Annotated in this window: 17 protein-coding genes and 1 rRNA gene; 16 read left to right on the top strand and 2 right to left on the bottom strand. The window is 43.6% G+C overall.

Going from position 1 to position 22,702, the window contains the following annotated elements:
• From rrf to BLQ60_RS03335, 10 genes are all read left to right on the top strand, one after another.
• Positions 1-90: ribosomal RNA gene (gene rrf / locus BLQ60_RS03375) — 5S ribosomal RNA — on the top strand; the annotation flags it as partial.
• 171 nt (positions 91-261) lie between these two features.
• Positions 262-660, top strand: a complete 399-nt coding sequence (locus tag BLQ60_RS03370; RefSeq protein ID WP_092615881.1) for a putative signal transducing protein — start codon at positions 262-264, stop codon at positions 658-660.
• Between the two features lie 167 nt (positions 661-827).
• The gene (locus BLQ60_RS03365; RefSeq protein ID WP_213030456.1) at positions 828-1,346 is read left to right on the top strand and encodes a hypothetical protein; all 519 of its coding nucleotides are present in this window, start codon (positions 828-830) and stop codon (positions 1,344-1,346) included.
• A 48-nt stretch (positions 1,347-1,394) separates the two neighbouring features.
• A complete protein-coding gene (locus tag BLQ60_RS03360) occupies positions 1,395-2,711 on the top strand; it encodes a DUF445 domain-containing protein (protein ID WP_092615878.1) in 1,317 nt (438 codons plus the stop codon).
• 106 nt (positions 2,712-2,817) lie between these two features.
• On the top strand, positions 2,818-3,477 hold the full coding sequence (gene adk, locus BLQ60_RS03355; protein WP_092616121.1) for an adenylate kinase: 660 nt from the start codon (positions 2,818-2,820) through the stop codon (positions 3,475-3,477).
• A 128-nt stretch (positions 3,478-3,605) separates the two neighbouring features.
• Complete coding sequence (locus BLQ60_RS14020; RefSeq protein WP_171259034.1) at positions 3,606-3,761, top strand: hypothetical protein; 156 nt, start codon at positions 3,606-3,608, stop codon at positions 3,759-3,761.
• Between the two features lie 360 nt (positions 3,762-4,121).
• Positions 4,122-5,972: a hypothetical protein gene (locus BLQ60_RS03350; protein ID WP_092615875.1), complete on the top strand. Its 1,851-nt coding sequence runs from the start codon at positions 4,122-4,124 to the stop codon at positions 5,970-5,972.
• Positions 5,973-5,984: 12 nt separating this feature from the next.
• Positions 5,985-6,683 carry a hypothetical protein gene (locus BLQ60_RS03345; protein WP_244515948.1) on the top strand — a complete coding sequence of 233 codons (699 nt, stop codon included), beginning with the start codon at positions 5,985-5,987 and terminating at the stop codon, positions 6,681-6,683.
• Between the two features lie 28 nt (positions 6,684-6,711).
• Positions 6,712-9,138 carry a DUF6160 family protein gene (locus tag BLQ60_RS03340; protein ID WP_092615872.1) on the top strand — a complete coding sequence of 809 codons (2,427 nt, stop codon included), beginning with the start codon at positions 6,712-6,714 and terminating at the stop codon, positions 9,136-9,138.
• Between the two features lie 102 nt (positions 9,139-9,240).
• Complete coding sequence (locus tag BLQ60_RS03335; RefSeq protein WP_092616115.1) at positions 9,241-10,797, top strand: hypothetical protein; 1,557 nt, start codon at positions 9,241-9,243, stop codon at positions 10,795-10,797.
• Positions 10,798-10,879: 82 nt separating this feature from the next.
• On the opposite strand, the gene exaC is transcribed toward BLQ60_RS03335, so the two are convergent.
• The gene (exaC, locus tag BLQ60_RS03330) at positions 10,880-12,391 is read right to left on the bottom strand and encodes an acetaldehyde dehydrogenase ExaC (protein WP_092615869.1); all 1,512 of its coding nucleotides are present in this window, start codon (positions 12,389-12,391) and stop codon (positions 10,880-10,882) included.
• Between the two features lie 165 nt (positions 12,392-12,556).
• Between exaC and BLQ60_RS03325 the strand changes: the two genes are divergently transcribed.
• Positions 12,557-13,729, top strand: a complete 1,173-nt coding sequence (locus BLQ60_RS03325; RefSeq protein WP_092615866.1) for a transcriptional regulator — start codon at positions 12,557-12,559, stop codon at positions 13,727-13,729.
• A gap of 394 nt (positions 13,730-14,123) precedes the next feature.
• The gene (locus BLQ60_RS03320) at positions 14,124-15,830 is read left to right on the top strand and encodes an AAA family ATPase (RefSeq protein ID WP_092615863.1); all 1,707 of its coding nucleotides are present in this window, start codon (positions 14,124-14,126) and stop codon (positions 15,828-15,830) included.
• Positions 15,831-15,934: 104 nt separating this feature from the next.
• Here BLQ60_RS03320 and BLQ60_RS03315 read toward each other — a convergent pair whose 3' ends face one another.
• Positions 15,935-17,122 carry a S1C family serine protease gene (locus BLQ60_RS03315; RefSeq protein ID WP_092615860.1) on the bottom strand — a complete coding sequence of 396 codons (1,188 nt, stop codon included), beginning with the start codon at positions 17,120-17,122 and terminating at the stop codon, positions 15,935-15,937.
• 489 nt (positions 17,123-17,611) lie between these two features.
• On the opposite strand from BLQ60_RS03315, the gene BLQ60_RS03305 reads away from it, so the two are divergent.
• The 4 genes from BLQ60_RS03305 to BLQ60_RS03290 all read left to right on the top strand — a co-directional run bounded on the left by BLQ60_RS03305 (position 17,612) and on the right by BLQ60_RS03290 (position 22,510).
• Complete coding sequence (locus BLQ60_RS03305; RefSeq protein ID WP_092616112.1) at positions 17,612-19,135, top strand: M48 family metalloprotease; 1,524 nt, start codon at positions 17,612-17,614, stop codon at positions 19,133-19,135.
• A 94-nt stretch (positions 19,136-19,229) separates the two neighbouring features.
• Positions 19,230-19,610: a GFA family protein gene (locus BLQ60_RS03300; protein ID WP_092615854.1), complete on the top strand. Its 381-nt coding sequence runs from the start codon at positions 19,230-19,232 to the stop codon at positions 19,608-19,610.
• Positions 19,611-19,870: 260 nt separating this feature from the next.
• Entirely contained in the window at positions 19,871-21,037 is a 1,167-nt protein-coding gene (locus tag BLQ60_RS03295) for an ATP phosphoribosyltransferase regulatory subunit (protein WP_092615851.1), read from the top strand.
• A gap of 156 nt (positions 21,038-21,193) precedes the next feature.
• Entirely contained in the window at positions 21,194-22,510 is a 1,317-nt protein-coding gene (locus BLQ60_RS03290) for an adenylosuccinate synthase (RefSeq protein WP_092615848.1), read from the top strand.
• Positions 22,511-22,702 lie beyond the last annotated feature (192 nt).

Genomic DNA, 22,702 nt, shown 5'->3' with positions numbered 1-22,702 from the left:
CACCTGATCCCTTCCCGAACTCAGAAGTGAAACCACTTAGCGCTGATGGTAGTGTGGGGTTACCCATGTGAGAGTAAGTCATCGCCAGCTTTTAAATCCAAAGCCCTCACCTAAAAGGTGGGGGCTTTTTTTATTGTGTGCGATTTTGTTAGAATAAAATTCGTACATGATTTGCCATAAAGAACAGCGTTATTCCCGTATCAGCTGTCTGGTATTTATGAAGAAAAATCCTCACTCACTTAGATTTTAAAGAAACCAAAGATGAAATGGATCTTAGTTCAAAGTTTTTCTTTTCCTTGTGAGGCGCAAATTGCCAAATCGCAATTGTATGCTGTTGGTATTAATTCTCGGATTGAAAATGAACATACCATTAATATGGATTGGTTGTATTCTAATGCATTAGGTGGTGTGAGATTGCTCGTTTTGGAGCGTGATTTTGAAGACGCTAAGAAATTACTGGAGCAAGATTTTAGCGATGCTGTAGATGAAGTCTTTGTAGAGGAGAAAATACGTTGTCCGCAGTGTCAAAGCCAGCATATTGTTTCCCACACTCACGGGAAAAGAGTGGCTTATCTTTTATTTATGCTTTTAGGTTTTCCCTTGTCTAAAGTAGAACATGGTTATCTTTGCCAATCGTGTCATCATTTTTTTAAACTTTAATTTGATTTTGATCGAATTGACCAAGAATGTTGTCAAATCAGCACTTTGGCATCTTCGGTTTTTCTGTTAGAGTCTTGCAAGAGATTGAATCGCACATGATGTGCTGTAAATTTCGATAATGATTGCGTTTAATGAAATGCTTTAGGGATAAAGCGGGGATAAAAAAAGTGAATAAATTTTTCTTGACGCTTTGTGCGTTGTTTAGTTTTGGACATGCGTATGCGGTAGACCTATTACCTGATGCCAAACTTGCGGAGTCTGCACCAACCTTAAAAAAAGGCTATGTCGGAGCGGGGATCAGTCAGCAATTATTGCATGGGAATTTCGAGTGGGTTAACCCCTATGGTATTGCCTATGCAAAAGCAGGTGTCTTTATCAATGATGATCATGAGGCGGGTGGACAGATCGGCTTTCGATTTCCGTATCATTTTACAGGCACGGATCAGAATGGTTACTACTTCGGGGTTTATGCGGGACATTTGGAAAGTATCGAGCTGGATAGTGAGGCGCATACTCGCTTAGGTGTGGGCGTAGATTTGGCGTATGTGATGTTGAATGCGAATCGGATTAGCACCATCAGTGTTGGGATTGGGGCTGCGGAGAAAGTGGAAGGGCAGTATGGTGGTGAGAAAGAGACCGAACCACAATTACAATTTGCCTATAGCTTAAGTTTTGGGGTTTTCTAAAATCATGAATGGCTGTAATTCTAAGAATATTTTGATTGTGAGTGGTTGATGTTAGCGCAGATTGCCCAGCTTTGGCAGGAATTTAGTAGTCGTCCAGATTTTTGGGCGATTTTGAGCATTGTCCCCGTGACTGCATTTGTGACGTGGGCACATGTATGGATGGCGCTGAAAATGGTGTTTTATCCGATTCATTTTTGGGGCTTCCATCTCGGCCCTTTGCCTGTGGGCTGGCAAGGGATTGTGCCACGTAAAGCGGGGCGGATTTCAGGCATTATTACTGACAATACGCTATCGAAGCTCGGTTCTTTGCGGGAGTTTCTTGAGGCGATGGATCCTGAGGAAATGGCTCGGATCATCGGCGAGCAAGTAGGGCATGAGTTGGATCACTTGATTGATGAAGTGATGATGGAACGTCGTGCTGTACTTTGGGAAAACCTACCTTATGCGATTAAACGGCGTATTTATGCGCAGGCGCATCAGCAGTTACCGAATGTGATGAAAGATTTGGTCACGGAGCTGACCTATAATGTCGAAAATCTCGTCGATATGCGCAGTATGGTGGTCAACCAAATGGAAAATGACCGCCAGCTGATGGTGAAAATGTTCCTGAAAGTCGGTCAAAAGGAAATTAATTTTATCTGGCATATTAGTGCATTGATTGGTGCATTTTTTGGTATTTTTCAAATGTTTGTTTATGTCTTTGTACCTGAACATTGGACAGTGCCATTTTTTGCGGCGATTTGGGGATTTCTGACCAACTGGATTGCGATTTGGATGGTGTTTAATCCGATCAATCCTCATCCTCTAAAATTTCCGCAATTATTCAAACGTACAGACGGTTTGAAATTTCCGTGGATTCGTCCTGTGATGCCTCGTATTGGCACCTATAATTTTCAAGGTGCATTTATGAAGCGTCAGGACGAGGTGTCGATTGTTTTTTCGGAAGTGGTGACGGCGGATTTAATTACTTTGAAGTCGATCATGACGGAAATGATGTACGGCAAGCGTAATCTGAAAACTCGCCGAATTATCAAACGCCATGTTAATGAAATGATGGAAACGCCTTTGGTGCGTACTTCCTTACAATTGGCGATTGGTCCTACAGAATATGCCAAACTAAAGTCTGACTTGATTGATCGTTCGATCGAACTTACGATGGTTCCTGTGAGTGATCCTGCGTTTAATGCGAGTCGGGCGAAAAAGATTTTTACCATGTTTCGAGATCGGATCCGACTATTAACCCCGCACGAGTTTCAAAATTTGTTGCGTCCAGCATTTCATGAGGACGAGTGGATTTTAATTGTGCTCGGTGGCGTCACGGGTTTTGGTGCGGGTTTGATTCACTTATTTGTGGCATTTTTATAGGCTTCGAGCTAAACTAGCCACAATTAAAAAATTTGAATTTCGTCAATTCAGTGTTCAATATTTGATAATTGTTTGATTTAATTTTATTGTTATGAGGATGTTTATGATGCGCATTATTTTATTAGGACCACCTGGAGCAGGTAAAGGTACGCAAGCTCAGCTGATCTGTAAGCGCTATAATGTCCCACAAATTTCAACTGGTGATATGCTGCGTGCAGCAATCCGTGAAGGTACAGAACTTGGTAAACAAGCACAGTCTGTCATGGAAAATGGTGGGTTAGTTTCTGATGAGTTAATCATCGGTTTGGTCAAAGAACGCATTGCTCAGCCAGACTGCGAAAATGGCTGTATTTTTGATGGTTTCCCACGCACGATTCCACAAGCAGAAGCCCTTGCCAGTGAAGGCATTCACATTGATCACGTGATTGAAATCCGCGTACCTGATGAAGAAATCGTGAAACGTCTTTCTGGTCGTCGTCAGCACCCTGCCTCTGGTCGTGTTTATCATATCGTGTATAACCCACCAAAAGTGGAAGGTAAAGATGATGAAACAGGTGAAGATTTGGTACAACGTCCAGACGATCAAGAGCAAACCATTCGTAAACGTCTAGCGTCTTATCATGCGGAAACAGAACAGTTGGTTGGCTTCTATCAAGAGCGTGCTGGCAAAGAAGAAAATTCGGCGACTTATGATCAAATCAACGGTTTAGATCCAATCGAAAAAGTCCAAGAAAACCTATTTGCGATCTTAGATAAAGAAAACTAATCGCCAATAGGTGCAAAAAGCTCTATCATCAGATAGAGCTTTTTTATTTTAAGAGCTTTTTTATTTGAAGTTTGCAATATTGGTCATTCGGCAATATTGTAATGTTAGACAGGAATTAGGAAATTGGCATGAAATTTATGATTATCTTATTATTGCTCGTGTCCATTGTGATCTTAATTGGTTTATTTATCATGAGTGCACGTTTGCTCAAACATGCAAAACAACAGGATGAAAATGCTACACATCAAGCGCTAAATCCGAAATCAAAACAGCGTCAGAAGTGATTTCTTGGGTATAAATAAGTCCTTGTGAAAGGATATTATGCTGCGAGTTTTAAAAACAGTTTGATTTGCATAAAGCGTTGTTTATTGGTTTGAGATTAACTTTGCGATAAATGGTAAATTATTGTTAAGTATTTAAATTTTAAAATAAAAAACTAAAAATAAATGCCCATCTTTGCTTGTCAGCACAAAAAAGTGGTGGCAGAAGCTGACTTTTTCAGCATAATATGAATGGTGTGAACTGGCTGGCAAGGTCGCTGAGTTGGTTTGTGCGATGTAAAGATGTAAAAGTGATGTAATACAAAAATAAGCATCAAGTAGGACGCAATAAAGATGCATGACGCATCGAGATAGGATGAGCTGATGATCAAGCGCACAACCGATTTATTTCAATTCTCTGCAATTGGTTTTGCAGTCTATGTTGCGATGTGTTCCAACGTATTTGCTCTTGAAAAATTAGAAGAAGAAGAGCTTGCTGCGTCAACGGGCGAGGGTATTGCCTTAATTCCACAAGAATTTTCTATGCGTTTCAATGGTGCGGATGATACAGGCATAGGTACGCTTGATACAGGTTATGTGCGTTTAATCCCTGTTGGTCCTGTGACTGCTGAAGCAAAAGCAGATGGTTTTGAAAAGGCCGATGTCTATCTTTATGGTTTTTCGATTTCACAATCTAATGCAGATTATGGCGAAAATCGCACCGCTGATGATTGGGGTACTCCGTTCGGTCGAGCCATCACATCGTGGGGCAGTGCCAATAATCCGTGGTTGATTAAGACCGTTACTGCAACAGATGTGGCAAATTTTGCAGGTGATACCAATAATACCGTGCCTTATATCAGCCTCGAAGCGCCACTTTATGAGGCGAATGTCAGCCAATCGGATGCTCAGTCTGCCTATAATTTAAAAATGAATATGTGGATGGATGCCTATCAACGTGATTCTAATGTGGCTGAAGTTCTAAATACAGAAACAGGGTTAAGTAACCGTTTGCGTTTGAATTTTGCCTTTGATGGCTTTGGGATTAACGGTAGTAATTTAAAAATTTTTAGTACCTTAGATGGTGTGAATGCTGGCAATGTTGGGCAGGGCTTAGATCCATCGTATAACAAAACACTGGGTATGGCAGGCTTGATCCGAATTAACTCGGGCGATACCTCAAATCTGCGTGCCAAAGTGACGCAAGGTTCGGTGACTCGCTCAACCATTGTTAATAATGCGACCTTAGCCAGTAATTATTCGGGTGCTGATTTTAAAACTACCTATATGCCTCTAGTGAAAAATGGCTATGGCAATCAGCTTTGCGGTAGTTCAACCAATAATAATGGTAAGACCAGTAGCAATAACTCAGCACACTGCTTGACTCGTGAAGGGGTGAGAACCATCACCGCAACCGCAACTGCGACCAACAGTTGGTCGAAGCCTGATCAATTGCCAAGTGTACTCAAAATTGGCACACAAGAAATTGGTGATGCAGGCAGCTCTCCTGCCTTTGGTGGCAATGCGCCTGTGTTTAACTCAAGCAGTGCAACAGGAACGTCAGATGGGATTTATTTATATGGTTTAAATGCCAATATTGTCTTAGGTAGTTTGTCGCAACCACTTATTTTTAATACAGATGATGGCAGTAACTTTTCGATGGAATTGACTCGGATTCCAAACCAAGAAAATGTCTATAAAAAAATCTATACCGATTACTCTGGGCAAGATGCATCTTATCTCGGCTCGACTTGTAATGTACATCAATGTGGCACGACACAAAGCTATGGTGGTAAGGATTACCAAGGTTCAAATGCGACGCATAGCAGTATTACGATCGGTTCAACCGTCTATGACCCGACAACCAATACGCTGACGGCATATAACGGCGCCGAAGCGATCGGGATTTCCTTTGGAGAAATGGTGAATGCGACAGGGCTGACCGCAACGAATACGCAAAATTATCAACAATCCTATCAGAGCACACGTAGTTGTAATACCAACTGGTTAGGTAATTGCAATGGCGGTTGGGGAAACTGGGGCAACTGGCAACAAACAGCCAATACCAAATATACCCAAAATACCAATGGGCAAATTTATCAAACCATTTCCAATGTACCGTTAACCAATACCTTAAATGTCACACCAAAAAGTATCGGCAATAATTTGGGGTCGGCTGTGATCGATGGCGTGCTGATTCAACATCTCAAGTTTAGTACTACAGGTTTAAATTAAGGAGGGCGTGCCATGTATAAAAATTTAATGTTGAGCTTCGCCCTTGCAGGTTGTTCTGTTGCTTTTTCAGTACCCACTATGGCGGGACTTGAACAACTTGATGATGGGCAGTTACATCAAGTGGAAGCACAGGCAGGTGCGGATATTTCACTCAAACTCACCTTGAATCATACTGCAGATGCCATGTTCGATACCTCGGTCTGTCCACCAGATCAGTTGCAATATTGTCGGCTCGGGATTTCTTTGAATAACCGCTACCATGACGATAGTTTGGATACTATCGACCCGACCACGGGTGTCCGTACGGCATCAACTACGGGGCGCAAAGAATGGTTGGTCTTTAAAGGTATTCAAGGGACGATCAATATTCAAAAAATCATGCTGGATGGTGCTGATGTGGCATTTACTAACGGTGCAAGCACCACAGTGAAAGCCGCAATACAGCTTGGCTTTGATGAGAAATTACCGATTCAGATCCGCAATTTTGGTTTTCAATCATTGTCTTTGGAGCGTGATGATGGTTCAAACGAGCAAGGACCGGGCTATTTACATACCGCACAATATACTGCAGCAGATGGTGCATTTGATGCGAATAATCCGCTGACGGGCAGTGCACGTGAACGAGGATTTATCGGCATGAATGTGCATGGCAATCTTGCAATTGGTGGCAATATTAAAATTTTTGGCTGCGATGGACACGCACGCTGTTAAATTTTAGTCAAAAATAAGGGATTCCATCATGAAAACAAAAAATCTAAAACAGTCTAATATTCGTCAATTTCGCAGTCGCCGAGCTTTTGTGCTGAGCGCTTTAGTGAGCAGTCTGATGCTAGTACAGCACACGGCGTATGCCTTACAAGCCTTAGAAGAAAGTGATCTGCGCAAAATCGATGGTCAAGACGGCATTGCTTTGCAAACTGAATATGCTCAGATTGAGATTGATCAGTTGTACTGGGAAGATCAAGCAGGCACCGCATCCAATACAGAGCAGTCTTTACGAGCTGTTGCCAATGATGTGAAAATCCAAAAAAATCCCAATTATCAATCAGGGAATTATTCGCTCGGTACGAGTTATGAAATAGATACGGGTGCCGATACCAATGGTGCGACTGGGCTAAGTTTAAAAATTACTGCACAACCATCGACAGTTTCCATTCGAAATTTCCAGCTGTGTGCACAAACACCGAGTGTAGATTGTAATGCCAGTTTTGGTAATTTCGCCATGCAAACAGGCTCTCCGCTACAGATCGCTTTGGTCACCACAGATGGATTATTTAACAGGAATGCTCAAGCTGAGCTGAAGCTCGGACTACAAAATATCAATATTTATACTGGACTCGCCACAGCTGTTGCTGATCAGTACAACCAATTGATTTTAAAAAATACCAATTTTAATTTTTATGGCAAAGGCGTTGCTTATATCGATGATGCGGAAGGATTTGTACTGAATACCAATGTTGGTAACAGCACAGCATCAATGACACAAGCCCCTGATGCAAACCATGGCTATGTCGATTTTGAACGGGTTACCGATCCTGACCAGACAGGTGCGTCCACAGGCACTTATGCGGGTACCAGCTCAGGAATTAATTTAGAGTTCATGACCAAAGCCAATGCAGTGGTTGATGCCAATACACCTGTCTACTCTACAGACAATGCCAAAGGTCTGATACGTGTCGGCGCCAGTGGTCGTATTGTCAATGGTGAAGTGCAAGTGCGTGGTGTGAATGCCAATGGCTTGGGTGCAACTGATAATGTACTTGGTTTTGCAAGTCGTGCTGATCAATCTGCGCCGAATGCAACAGGCGCAAATGCAACCATTATTGGTTCCTCTGGCATTGGTATGCGCATTCGTGGTGAGTTTACCGCTAGTGGTGACTCAATGCTGGGTGGTGATAACTCGAAAGCAACTACACTGGAAATCGGTGGTGCGGGTAGCAATACCTTTGGTTTTGAATTTGGCGAGCTGAAACCGTTGATTGCCAATTCTGATCAACGTGCTTATTTTGATAGTGGTAATGTCTATTTAAATATGGCAAATACCAAGCATTTGGCACTACCAGAAAATTACGTTCTGCAAAACTCACGCTTTGGGGGCACAAGCAACACTTATCTGACCAAGGCGAGCGATTATATTCAACAAATTCATAATTTGAGTGTCAATCCATATAGCTTGGTGTTGGCAGTGCGTGGTGCAGAATTTCAAGCCTTATCTAAACGTGGTCGCTTCACCTCAAGTAGTGGCGTGTCGACCGAGAACAGCATTGCTGCGGATAAAGGGTTAGATAACCGATGGGGCTTGGGTTTACCGTTTTATAATTTAAATGCCAATATGGCGATGTACTCAACAGAGTATTCAGGCGACGTATTTACGCTGGACAACGCCAGCAATCAAGTCACGAAAAGTACCGTCAATAACTCACAACGTCTTGGTTTTTCGTTGGCAATGAGCGTTGATGGAAAAAATACGGACGGTAGTAAAACCACGTCAATCTTGGTGATTGATGGTGGTGACCGTGATGGGAATAGCGCCAATGGCATTCAAGCCACAGACTATTATTTTGGATTGCGTAATATCGATATGCTGTTGAGCGGATCGGGCAGTGTCGGTTTTGAAAATGGCAATTTTAATATGAATTTGCCCAATTTATTAATGGTCATGGCGGCGGAAATCGCAGCAGGTTATCTACCAGGTGCGAAATATAAATCAACTGGGGCAGATGTGCCGCTGAACAATTTTAATTTACCTGATGATGTTTTACTGGGCTTAAAAGTCAAATTATTAGGTGATATGAATTTCGCCTTGATTCCAAACAATCAAATCTCGGCAAATCGAGGCAACCAGCTCTCCATCGTTGGTGAATATGACTTAACAGAAGGTACGATTCAGATCAGTGATTCAATCGATGGCTCAATGATCGGATTTGATAATATGTCTGGTTTGGTACGATTTAATAATGCGATCGAAGTGAATAAAGACAATGTCGGATTCAACTATAGCTTTGATTTTAACCCGAACCGCAATGCCGCAGATGTCTTTCGGGTAAAAGATCTAAACTTTTATCCACCACTGGGTGCCAGTAATAACCGTGGTCAACGTCTTGGTGAAATGGTCATGACAGGTGGACGACTTGGTGTAGAAATGAGTATTACCCCTCGAAATTAGTTCGATCGTGGATGCTAGAGAATAGCACTTCAGCAAATTGAAATTTGAATCGATGGATATCGACATGAAAGGAATGCAAAACGTGGTATTAGGATGATGCAGATGAAAAAAATATTTCAGATCACAGCAATCACCAGTTGCATAATGGCTTTTGCAGCACAAAGTATTGCGCAAACTGGTCTACAAGCGCTGACAGACCAAGAGCTTTCACAAGCTGAAGGTCAGGCATTGTTAAATCTAGGTTACACCGAGCCAACGGGTGCCAAAGGCAGTGTGTCGGATTTTGGCTTTTATAAGCTCGGTTTAGAAGGCGAGCTTGAGATCAATGCCAATATCCGAAATCTTCAGCTCGGTTGTGGCGGGGTAAATGGTGCAGGTGGCTGTGATATTGATATGGAAAATGTTGCACTGAGTGGATTGCCTGACTCTTATGCCGCAGATGGCACACCGCAATGGGACAATGGTCGTCCCTCAAGTAGTGCGAAAATCACCAATCCATTTATTGAGTTTGCGATACGCAATCCGACCTCATCTGCACTTCGAGAAGTTTCAGGCATACGCTTGAGCGCAGAGCAAATCAGTGGACTACTGACTGCTGGCGTGGAAAATCTAGGTGCGGGACAAACTACGACAGATGGTATTAAATCCTTTAGTGGTTATCTCCAAGTGGCAGATACCCCAGTAAGTTCTAAAACAGAAGCAGCGGTTTTTGGTAAAACTTATGATCAAATGATCTATGCACAAGTTCATACTCTTGTAGGTGACTCATCGGTATTCTCCAATATTCAACAAATGAATGGTGGCACGGCAGCACCTTCTGGAACCCATTGGGGAACCAATGTTGCAGAGCAAGCAGTTAACTTCATTTTTCCGCAAACCACGATTCAGGGTAATCGTATGTCACAGCTGAATCTGGTTGTGGAAGGTGTGCCAATTAACCCGATTGCGATTGCTGCGGGAGATGGTGCGTTGTATATGCGCTTGACCGATAATATTTTGACGGTGAATAACTCGACATTCTATATGGGTGAAGAAGGCAGTAATTCATGGACGGTAAAAGATTGTGCAGTTTCAGCATCAGCAGCCTCTTGTGGTCTCAGTACAGTGCAAAAAACATGGAATGATAACTTGCGTAATGCGGGTATCGCCGTTGGGCAAATGGGCTGTCTAAATAGTAGCAATGCCTATGATCAAGGTGCATGTACTTATATTACCAATCTGAAAGCCAATGTAACGGTCAAACAGAATTTCAATCTCGTACATAATCTGCCAATTGAATCAGGTGGGTACCTTTCTTTGCAAAAAGAAAGTATTCATTGGCCTGGCGCAAATAGCGATGATATCGCCCAAACGGGTTGGTGGATGTCATTTCAAGATCCTTTGAATTTTGGCGCATTAAATCCAACCCAAGCGATTTCGATGCAAGATGTCTTACCACAAATTGCTACACTGATTACGGACTATATGGCGACACCTGAGGGGCGTATTGATCTTGGTATTGGCGATGCTTTAGGTCAACTCTTTGGTCTACCACTCTATAAGCCATTAGGTAACATTGATGTGGCAGGGAAACCTGCGGTATTGACCTTGGAGAATCTACCACTGGATAACCATCAAGCTGTAGTATCGAACTGCTGGGGGAATTTAAAGTTCTGTTAAATTGTGATTCAGTCAAATTAGACTTGTAAGATAAAGCCGAGAATCATCTCGGCTTTTTCATTGCATGAGGTATTTAACTAGGTTAGAAGAAGCCTGCAGGTTTGGTTGAATAACTCACTAACAAGTTTTTGGTTTGTTGGTAATGATCAAGCATCATGCGATGGTTTTCACGTCCGATCCCTGATTTTTTATAACCGCCAAATGCCGCATGGGCAGGATAGATGTGATAGCAGTTGGTCCAAACACGACCTGCTTGGATTGCACGCCCAGCACGATAAGCAGTATTGCCACTACGTGCCCAGACACCTGCGCCTAAACCATAAATAGTATCATTGGCGATCTTCATCGCATCATCGAAATCTTTGAACGTGGCGACTGATAGTACAGGACCAAAAATTTCTTCTTGGAAAATTTTCATGCTGTTATTGCCTTTGAAGATGGTTGGCTCGATATAAAAACCAGTACCGACTTCGTTACGTGCTTCACCACCAGTCAAAATCTGTGCACCTTCTTCTCGACCTGTATTGATACAACCCAAGATTTTATCTTGTTGCTCTTGCGAAGCCTGTGCACCAATCATGGTGTCGGTATCCAGCGGATGACCAGTTTTAATACGTTTTACCCGCTCGACAGCCAGCTCAAGGAATTGATCTGCAATACTTTCTTGTACCAAAGCTCGAGATGGACAAGTACAAATTTCACCTTGGTTCAGCGCAAACATGGCAAAACCTTCGAGTGCCTTATCCAGATAGTCGTCTTGCTGATCCATAATGTCGGCAAAGAACACATTCGGTGATTTACCGCCAAGTTCAAGCGTCACAGGAATGATATTTTCAGTCGCATATTGCATGATCAACTGACCAACTTGGGTCGATCCTGTGAATGCAATTTTGGCAATGCGGGAATTGGTGGCAAGAGGACGACCTACTTCAGCACCATAACCATTGACGATATTGAGCACACCTTCTGGCAGTAAATCTTGGATTAATTCCACCAAGACCAAAATACTAACAGGCGTCTGCTCAGCAGGCTTGAGCACGATGCAGTTACCCGCTGCAAGTGCAGGTGCAAGTTTCCAAGCTGCCATGAGAATTGGGAAATTCCACGGAATGATCTGTCCGACTACGCCAAGCGGCTCATGGAAATGATAGGCAATGGTATCTTCGTCAATCTCAGAAATACCGCCTTCTTGGGCACGGATACAACCTGCAAAATAGCGGAAATGATCGATTGCTAATGGAATATCTGCAGCCAGCGTTTCACGAATGGGCTTACCATTGTCCCAAGTTTCTGCAACTGCAAGCACTTCTAAACTTTGCTCAAGACGATCGGCAATTTTTAATAAGAGATTAGAACGTGTGGTCGGTGAGGTGCTGTTCCACTGCGCTTTGGCAGCATGTGCAGCATCTAAAGCAAGTTCAATATCTTCAGCACTGGAGCGGGGTACACGGGTAAAGACTTCACCGTTCACTGGAGAGATATTGTCAAAATATTCTCCTTTGACTGGTGCAACCCATTTGCCACCGATAAAATTTTCATATTGTTTTTTAAACTGGATTTTAGAGCCATCTGTGTTTGGGTCTGCATAACGCATAATTCACATCCTTTTGACTAAAGTTCATTGTATATCTTCTATGATCGCTCCTATACTGTATATACGGCTTTCGATGTAGAGATACAGTGGATCACTGAACTAGCCTAAGCAATCTTAGGTAGGGAAAAGGTAGGAATAGATTCGGTCAATCTGTAGGACGATCACATGTCACTCAAAAAAGAGTTAAATCAACGACGTAGAGATATTGAAAAATTAAAAAATCAATGTTTACAGACCACTATTGATGGTCATATTGAAAATGGTTCGATCCAGTATTCATGGCAACGCTCCACCAAAGCACAAATCGCAAGTGATCTGACGGCTGCCCCCTTAGCAAAAGTGTCAGAAAATGTGTCGATACTCGATAAAGCGCTGGAGCAATGTGATTCGCAATTAAAAGACATCGCCCATCAGTCATCAATGGTGCTGGCAGTGGCAGATCAATCCACGCAAATCCGTTGGGTTGAAGCCAGTCGACATATGCAAGGCGCCTCAGAAAATGTCCATTTTGTGCAAGGCGGGCAATGGGGCGAGGACGTGGTTGGCACAAATGCCTTGGCGTTGTCGCTATATACAGGAAAATCCAGTTGTGTCTTTTCCAATGAGCACTACCTAGATGCGATCCAAGATTGGGTCTGCTATGCGGCACCGATCTATCATCCAAGTACAGGGCAAGTGGTTGGTGTGGTTGATTTGTCCACCACGTGGGATCAGCATAATCAATTGGGTATTTTGGCAGCGGAACGCTGTGCACAGATTGTGCAAGGTGCATTACAGCTTCAAAGTCAGCAGATTTTACAATTGACCTGTTCAGGTATCGCCAAAGCGCAATATCAGGGCAAGACGCTGAATCTCAGTCCACGCCAATTTGAAATCGTCTGTATTCTCACGTTGTGTAAGCAAGGCATGAATTTGGATCAACTTCACCAAGCATTGTATGGTGAGCGCAAAGTCAGCATGGGCACACTCAAGGCAGAAATGTCACAATTACGTGAAACCTTAGGTGGCATGTTGGGTTCACGTCCTTATCGGCTATTGCTTGATGTGCATGCCGATTTCTGTGAATTAGAACACGCCTTAGATGCGGGCAATATTCATGCGGCACTGCGACTCTATCAAGGCATCTTTTTGGCCCGGACGGAAAGTCCATTTTTGATTGCGTGGCGAGATTGCATTGAATCGAGAATGAGCGAGGTGATTTTTAAACTTGAAGATAAGGATTTGCTACTGAAACATTTGTCGCATTTTCCTGAAGCCATCGATGCTGTTGAGCGTTTGATGGAATTATTACCTGAGGATCATCCGATGCAACATACACTGTTGCGTTTTCATGGGTAGTAGTTTGAAGTAGATAAACATCGAAATTTTAAAGCGAAATATGATTGAATTAACGATTCTTTAGTTGGATTTCGTCGAGGGTTTCGTCTTAAAAAATCAATGATCATGCGATTGATAAAAAGCAACAAAAGTAAAAAGCAAAAAAAAAAGAATATTGAGGTTCAAATTCAATATTCTCTAAAGTTGGGAGAAGTATCTGAGGAAGATATTTCTTAAACGCATCATACAAATCTATCGAAATATGAACCACCTACCTTTTGCCAACTTTTATCGAATTGGTCATTTTTATGTGCAAATGTGCTGAGAAGTCGGGCGTAAGTGTCCAATTTTTTGGTGAGATCAGCTACAATCGTCGCCACCTGATCGTCAAACCTGTGTGAATTAAGCCAAAGCTATGAAACAAGATACCGCATTAAAACTACTCAAAGCTGGAGAAAATGTATTCCTCACAGGCTCCGCTGGCGCAGGGAAAACTTATACCTTAAATCAATATATTCAGTATCTTAAAGCTCGGAAAATCCCTGTGGCAATCACTGCATCGACAGGTATTGCCGCCACCCATATGAATGGTATGACGATCCATACATGGGCTGGGATTGGCATCAAAGATCAGCTCGCTGAAAATGATCTCAAACGCATGAAAGAGCGTAAATATTTGCGTGAGCATTTGGAAAAAGTACAAGTCTTAATCATTGATGAAATTTCCATGCTCCATGCCAAACAGTTCAATCTCGTCAATCAAGTATTGCAATATTTCAAAGGCTCAGCAGAGGTGTTTGGTGGCATTCAAGTGGTTGCATCGGGGGACTTTTTTCAGCTCCCACCTGTGGGTAAAAATGATGAGTTGAATCGAGATAAATTTGCCTTTATGTCTGAGGCTTGGGTGCAAGCTCAGTTTCGAGTGTGTTATCTCAGTGAACAGCATCGTCAGTCGGATAGTGTATTGGATCAAATCTTAAATGCAATCCGTCGCCAAGCGGTGAGTGATGCGCAGATTCAAACCCTGATCAATACCAAACATCAACAGCACGACACAGAGATCGTGACTCGTCTGTATACACATAATCTCGATGTCGATCGCATCAACGAACAACAGCTCGATACCATTAGTCAAAAGACGCATCGTTTTGATGCAGTGCTTGAAGGCAATGAAAAATTACTGGAAACCTTAAAATCTTCGGTGCGTTGCCCAGAGCAATTGATCTTGAAAAAAGGCGCAAAGGTGATGTTTGTCAAAAATAACTTCGATCTTGGCTATGTCAACGGCAGTATCGGCGAGGTGATTGGCTTTATCGAAGATGAAGAATTGGGCATGATGCCACAGGTTCGCCTCAATGATGGCTCGTCAATTGCGGTGGAAGCAGAAACATGGTCGATCGAAAATGAAGAGGGTAAAGTCCTTGCAAGTTTGACGCAAATTCCACTACGTTTGGCTTGGGCGATCACCATTCATAAAAGTCAGGGTATGACGCTAGAAAGTGCTGAAATTGATCTGGCACGGACTTTTGAAAATGGTCAGGGCTATGTGGCATTGTCACGGCTCAAGTCGATTGAAGGCTTAAAATTACTGGATTTCAATCCGCAGGCGTTGGTGCTAGATCGTTTGGCGGTGAAAGCGGATGCTCGTTTTAAAGAGCTGTCTGATGAAGCAGAGCAAAATTTTGCTGAGCTTGATTTGAGCAAACAGCATGAAGCCTTTATTCGCCGCACGGGTGGCATTACCAATCCGAATGAAATCGCTCGACTAGAGAAGAAGCTACAAGGTCAAAAGCGGAGCTATAGTAGTGATACGTTGGCAGAAACACAGGCGCTATATGAAGCGGATTACGATATTGAAGACATTGCTTCGGAGCGTCAACTGACCAAATCCACAGTGATTAATCATTTATCCAAACTTGCCAAAGCGGGCAGTATCGACGTCGAGCGGATTCGTCCTGAAGAAGATGAGTTAGAAAAAGTGCGCAAAGCCTATAAGAAAATCCAAAAGCGCAATCAAGTCGATGACCTGAACGATGATGGTAGTGTCAAGCTACGGCCACTGGTCAGTGAAACGGGTTTAGGATACGAGAAAGTGCGTGTGGCGCTGATCTTTGTTGCATGATTGCTGTATTGTGATCTTTGTCGCCTGATTTTTGTATGTGGTTTTAAAAAATGGCGTATCGTTAAGGTACGCCATTTTTCTGTAAAGTAAACTCGATATGAAACTTATCGAGGCTGTTGCTGAGGGATCGGTAAAAATTGCCCTGATTTACTATCTGGACGCTCGGCAATTTTTATGGTGATGTCGATCTGCTGATCGCCACGCACAATCACCGCAGGCACTTCTGTATTTGGCTTTTGACGACCAACATATGAAATCAATTGATTTGAGTTTTCAAAAGTTTGATCATTAATCGATAAGATAATATCGCCTTTTTGGATGCCAGCTTGATCTGCAGGACCATTTTTTAATACACCCATCACTTGTACGCCAGTTTTACTGTCAGTATTCAGTGGGTCTGCTTGATTTAAACCACGCACTTCGATACCGAGCCAACCACGCACCACACGCCCTTGCTCCAGAATCGAATCCAATACTTGCTGACAGATTTGCGCAGGAATGGCAAAACCGATGCCAAGCGAACCACCTGTACGTGAGAAAATCGCCGTATTGACGCCAATCAAATTGCCCGCAACATCAATCAGTGCGCCACCAGAGTTGCCTGGGTTAATCGCTGCATCAGTCTGAATAAAGTCTTCATAGGTATTGATGCCAAGTCCAGTACGTCCAGTCGCCGAGATAATGCCTTGTGTAACGGTTTGACCAACGCCGAATGGATTACCAATCGCCAAGACCACATCACCCACCGCATTGCCACTGAGTTTAAATGGCAACACAGGCAAATCATTCAGTTCGATTTTGATCACCGCCAGATCAGTCTCTGGGTCGGTACCGATCACCGTGGCTTTGGCTTTACGTCCATCATGCAGACCCACCACGATTTGTTCGGCTTGGGCGATGACGTGATTGTTGGTGAGGATGTAGCCATCAGGGCGAACAATCACCCCAGAGCCTAAGCTGTTTTGGTCTTCAGGTTGTAGCTGTTCAGGGATTTGATCGCCAAAGAATTCTCGTAAAAACTCTTCATTGATCGGCATACTTTGTTGCTGTGAGACTTTTTGTAGGGTGAAAATATTGACCACAGCAGGCGCAGCGACTTCCACAGCACCACTATAGGACACCACGCCACCCGTACGACTGGTATCGATCAAGGGTTTGACATTTTCGGCTGGCATCTTGACACCGTCGGCTGCCACAGGTGGTTTAGGGACTTGTAATTTTTGCCACGCAACAAAACCAACAATTACCACAACCAACAATAGCCATGGCAATACTACAAATAAACGGCGCACAGTGAGTTCCTCAATGTCTCAAAAAGATCAAAATCGATACGGCGATGAAGCGTTGAAATATCAACAATTCTTAGATAAAACTTTGATTATTTTAGAACAAATCAAAAAGTGTTCACATCGGCTACCTGATTGGAATTGTAATGCTTTAGTAAACTTTGTCCCATTTTTTGCCTTGATTCACGTACTAATTGGAATGTGGCGGTCGCTAAAGTGGATATTAAAGTAGATATATGGATGATTTCAAAGACGCAATTTACATTTACACATTGAGTATTTGTGCTGTGAATGCTACAAGAAAATATGACACAAAACAGACCACGTTACTTTACTAAGTCGACAGAGATGCCACGAAAAAACACAACTGATTTGACAGAGTTTTCTCAATCACATCGTCCTAGCACGGTGCCGAGATTTGCACTCAAAACACAGCTATTGGTAAATGTTTTTTTGCTGGAAATGTTCTGTAGCCAAGTGGCTGTGGCTGAGCCAATGCAAACGGTCAATCTGCAAAACTCACCCCCTGTGATCGAATTAAATCGCTACCCAAATCCACTATCTAGTCGGAACTCTAGTTATGATTGGAGCACGATTCCCAATGACAAGAATCAATATCTGGATATTCCTGATATTGGCGGTGGTGGTGTGGGTTTGATTAATCGCAATGAAGAACAACAAATCGGCGAAAAAGTCTTACGTGAAGTACGTGCCAAACTGCCTGTGTTGCAAGATGCGTGGCTAGAAGATGAGCTGAGTCAGGTATTTGGAGAAATTTACGGTCAAAGTAACTTAGGTGCACCGATCGCCTTAGTGGTGATTCGTGATGAGCAGATCAATGCCTTTGCCGTACCAGGTGGATTATTTGCGATCAATGCAGGTTTGCTGACCACAGCCAAAAATATGGACGAAGTCGCAGGGGTGATGGCACATGAAATCGCCCATGTGACCCAGCGTCATTTCAGTCGTTCCAAGGAAAACTTTAAAGGGCAGGGTTTACTGACTTTGGCAGGTATCTTGGCGGGCATTGCCGTGGCGAGCCAGTCGCCAGATGCGGGTGCGGCGGTGATGCTTGGTTCACAAGCAGCCATGCTTGATCGACAGCTCTCCTATAGTCGAGAACAAGAGCGAGAGGCGGATCGTGTTGGGATGCAGTATATGGCGATCGCAGGCTATAACCCTGAAAGCATGGCAGATTTTTTTGAAACCATGCATCGTAAAACCTCACAACTGAGTTTTTTGCCTGACTTTTGGCTGACCCATCCGCTGACGACGGATCGTATGAGTGAAGCACGCCTGCGGGCACGGCAATATCAATATAAATCCAATCAATACACGATAAATCATCAAGGCAGTCATAAAAATACGCAACAAGACTTATTCGAGATGATGCGCTGGCGAGTGGCAGTGCTTTCTGGCTATGTCAATCTCACCCAACTGAAAAGTATGGCAACCCGCAATCATGGTGCCGCCTTGGCATTGGCGCATTATTATATCGAGCAGTCACAATATGCCGATGCCAAGAAAATTTTGGACAATCTCAGTCCTAGTGCCGTGGAAAAGACTTTGTATCAACTGACATGGTCGGCGTGGTATGTCGAAAATAAACAATACCAACAAGCGCTGGATGCGGTATTACCACTCTATCGGGTGATGCCAGAGCATCGGGCTTTGGCGATGCAAGTGGCAGACATTTATATCTTGCAAGGACAGGGTGATCAAGCGCATCAGATTTTAAATAAACTCAGTCAAAGTAATCCACGTGACGTGGCAGTTTGGCAAGCCTTACAACGTGCCGAAACTGTCCGTAGTAAAACCGCGATTAATCAAGAATTTCAAGCGATCAATGGCTTACGTTATCGTGCAGAGGCGCAATTTTGGTCAGGTCAAGAGGAAAATGCCATTAAAAGCATGCTCCATGCCGAGCGTCTGGCGATGCAAAAGAACAATGAGTCGTTGCAATCTCGGATTACGGTGCGTTTAAAAGCCATGCAAGATGCGCATCAATTGAATTTATAAGTCAGTGACCTTTCGCTAATTATATAAATGCTTGAAAAATATTATCGTATAATTTGATCAATGATTTTAAGGATGAGTTTAAAGGAGAGTGAAAATGATCAAAGGACAATGTCAGTGCGGTGCAGTAAAATTTCGTTATGACGGCGAACTTGAGGAAACAATCGTCTGTCATTGCAAGGATTGTCAGCGTGCGCATGGCACAGCCTTTGCGTTTAACAGCCCAATTGATGAACGACTGTTTGTGTTTGAAAGTGGCAAAGACGCCCTAAAAGAATTTTTTTCTTCGCCAAAAAAATCACGAGTATTTTGTCAGCATTGTGGTACGCCACTGTATTCTTACCGCACCGATTTGCCCAATGTGATGCGCCTACGCATGGGGATTATCCGTGAAGGGCATATTCCCGCACCTGCAAAACAAGTGCATGTGGAAAGTAAACTACCTTATGTGACGGTGCAGACCGCAGCAGATCAATAACGCATGGATTGAAATATGGCTTGGTATCCACATTTTGCAAAGTGTTGCTGAATCGCTGTAGCAATATTTTCCGATCGGATGTGCAATGTGTGGGTGCAACGATTTTGAGATCGTGCTAAGATAGCGTGCAATTCGGGTATTGCCCGATTTTTTTATGCGACAAATTTGGGTGAATCAATTTTCCAGTGCCAATCAATGCGCTTGGGAGGTGATTCGCCTGCGTCGATGTGGTCGAAAAAATTACATTTAGGTCTTCGTACATGCCCATTTCAGAGACATGGTTGCTGCCTGATGGTGTAGCAGATGTTTTGCCAGAACAAGCGCAAGTGATCGAAAACATGCGCCGTCAAGCCTTAGATTTTTTAGCAGGGCGAGGCTATCAGCTCGTATACACGCCATTTATTGAATATTTAGAATCATTATCTTCCTTAAGTGCGCTCAATCAAGATTTGGATTTGGTCACCTTTAAATTGATCGATCAAATCTCAGGACGTCTGCTGGGTGTGCGTGCCGATATGACGCCACAAGTGGCACGTATTGATGCGCATGTGCGTCCGATTGCGGGTGTGGCACGTTACTGCTATGCAGGAACGACTTTACATACTAAACCACAAGGTTTAGCGGCGTCTCGTGCGCCCTTACAGCTTGGCGCAGAATTGTTTGGACATGACAGTGTCGATGCCGATCTCGAAATGATCGACACCATGCTAGGCGTATTAAATAGCGTCGGCATCACTGAAAAATTACACCTTGATCTCGGACATGTTGGTATTTTTAGAAGTTTGGTGAAAATCGCTGGCTTAAGCCAAGATCAAGAAAATCATTTATCTGAGCTATATCAACGTAAAGCATTGCCAGAGCTCAAAGCCTATACTGCAACCATTCAAAACGGAGCAGACTTTGAAGCCTTAGGTCGTTTGTCAGGTGATTTGGATCAATTACTAGATAACCTATCGTCTGGCGTGCGTGCTGATGCAGATTTTAGTCATGCGTTCGAGACCTTAAAATCGACCGTTGAACAAATCCAAAGCCGTTGGGCACAGGTCAGTGTCGGTGTGGATGTGGTCGAGTTACGAAGCTATCACTATCATACTGGACTGATGTTTGCGGTGTATGCGCCAAATAATGCCACGCCACTTTCGCAAGGTGGACGTTATGACGGCATCGGTGAGCACTTCGGTCGAGCACGAGCGGCGACAGGATTTAGTTGTGATTTATATCGTTTAGTTGCAGATCAATTCCAAGCGATTGAGATCGTGGTTGCACCTGCAGGACGTGATACGGATCTACTGCAAGCAATTGAATCTGTGCGTGCGAATGGTCAGCAGGTGGTACAACTGCTTGGTCAAGATCAGATGGATTCTGTGCCACAGGCTTCGCACAAGTTGGTGAAAATTGATGCAGATTGGCAGGTTCAAGCGATTTAATCGAGTGGCTGTAAAAAGTTCTGTAAAAGATTGATGGTTTTAAGGTTTTAGTAATTCGGGTGATGCACCATTGTTCAAGTAACATTATGTAAAACGCAGAATGTGATGAACAGTGCGCATTTTCAAGACAATTTTTAATGATGTAATGAGGCTATTATGGGCAAGAATGTTGTGGTACTCGGTACCCAATGGGGCGACGAAGGTAAAGGTAAAATCGTTGACCTGCTCACAGATCAAGCAGCTGCTGTGGTGCGCTATCAGGGCGGTCACAATGCAGGGCACACATTAGTGGTCGGTGGTAAGAAAACCGTTCTTCACCTCATTCCATCAGGCATTTTGCGTGACAATGTCTTGTGCTTCATTGGCAATGGCGTGGTGCTGTCCCCTGAAGCCTTGATCAAAGAAATGGATATTTTGGAAGCAGAGGGCGTACCTGTGAAAGAGCGTTTACGTATTTCTCCAAACTGTCCATTGATCTTGCCGAACCACATTGCACTCGATCAAGCACGTGAGAAAAAACGTGGCAATGCCAAAATCGGCACAACAGGTCGTGGTATCGGTCCTGCGTATGAAGACAAAGTCGCTCGCCGTGCGGTACGTGTCGCAGATTTGATTCGTGGCGGTGCTGCGCTTGAGCAACAATTGTCAGAATTATTAGAATTCCATAATTTCCAATTGACCCAATACTACGGCGTGGAAGCGGTTGCACTTGAAGATGTGTTGGCACTTTGCAATGTATGGCGTGAAGTGCTTGCACCGCTTGTGGTGGATGTGACTGAAACCTTGCATCAATACCGTAAAGCGGGCAAGGCGATCATGTTCGAAGGCGCACAAGGTTCGTTGCTTGATGTGGATCATGGTACCTATCCGTATGTGACTAGCTCGAATACCACAGCAGGAGGTGTGAGTTCAGGTTCAGGTATGGGACCACTGCATCTTGATTATGTTTTGGGCATTACCAAAGCCTATACCACACGTGTTGGTGCAGGGCCTTTCCCAACTGAGCTTCATTATGATGCAGCGACAGACACAGGTGATGCGATCGGTCGTCACTTGGGTACAGTCGGTCATGAGTTTGGTGCGTCTACTGGTCGTCAGCGTCGTTGTGGTTGGTTTGATGCAGAGATTCTACGTCGTTCGGTTGAAGTGAACTCATTGTCAGGGATTTGTTTGACCAAACTCGACGTACTTGATGGACTCGAAGAAATCAAAATCTGTGTCGGCTATGAGCCAGCGGATTCGGGTTGTGCGGGTTCTTCGGATGCGATTTCATTCGAGTGCTTAAAGCCAATTTATGAAACTATGCCAGGTTGGACAGAGTCGACCGTTGGTTTAACCGATATTGATCAATTGCCTGCAAATGCGTTGGCGTATGTGAAGCGTATTGAGCAATTGATCGAATGTCCGATTGATATTGTATCTACAGGGCCTGATCGTGCGGAAACCATTATTTTACGTCATCCATTTAATTGAAATGTCGATAAACCATCTGCGTAGATGAATTTCTGCGTTGCGCCTTGCTCGCAATCCTCATGTACTTCTATGTACACTGCGGTTGCTGTGCGAGGTGCGCCTAGAAACTCTAGCTACTCGTTAGGTTATCGAGCATTCCAAGTGCTTAATTTGAATGCCGTATAAACGAGAAAATGCCAGCATATTGCTGGC

The sequence above is a fragment of the Acinetobacter marinus genome (assembly GCF_900096915.1).
Classification (GTDB): Bacteria; Pseudomonadota; Gammaproteobacteria; order Pseudomonadales; family Moraxellaceae; genus Acinetobacter; species Acinetobacter marinus.
The sequence above is the reverse complement of the archived record's forward strand: the minus strand, read 5'-3'. Positions and strand labels throughout refer to the sequence as shown.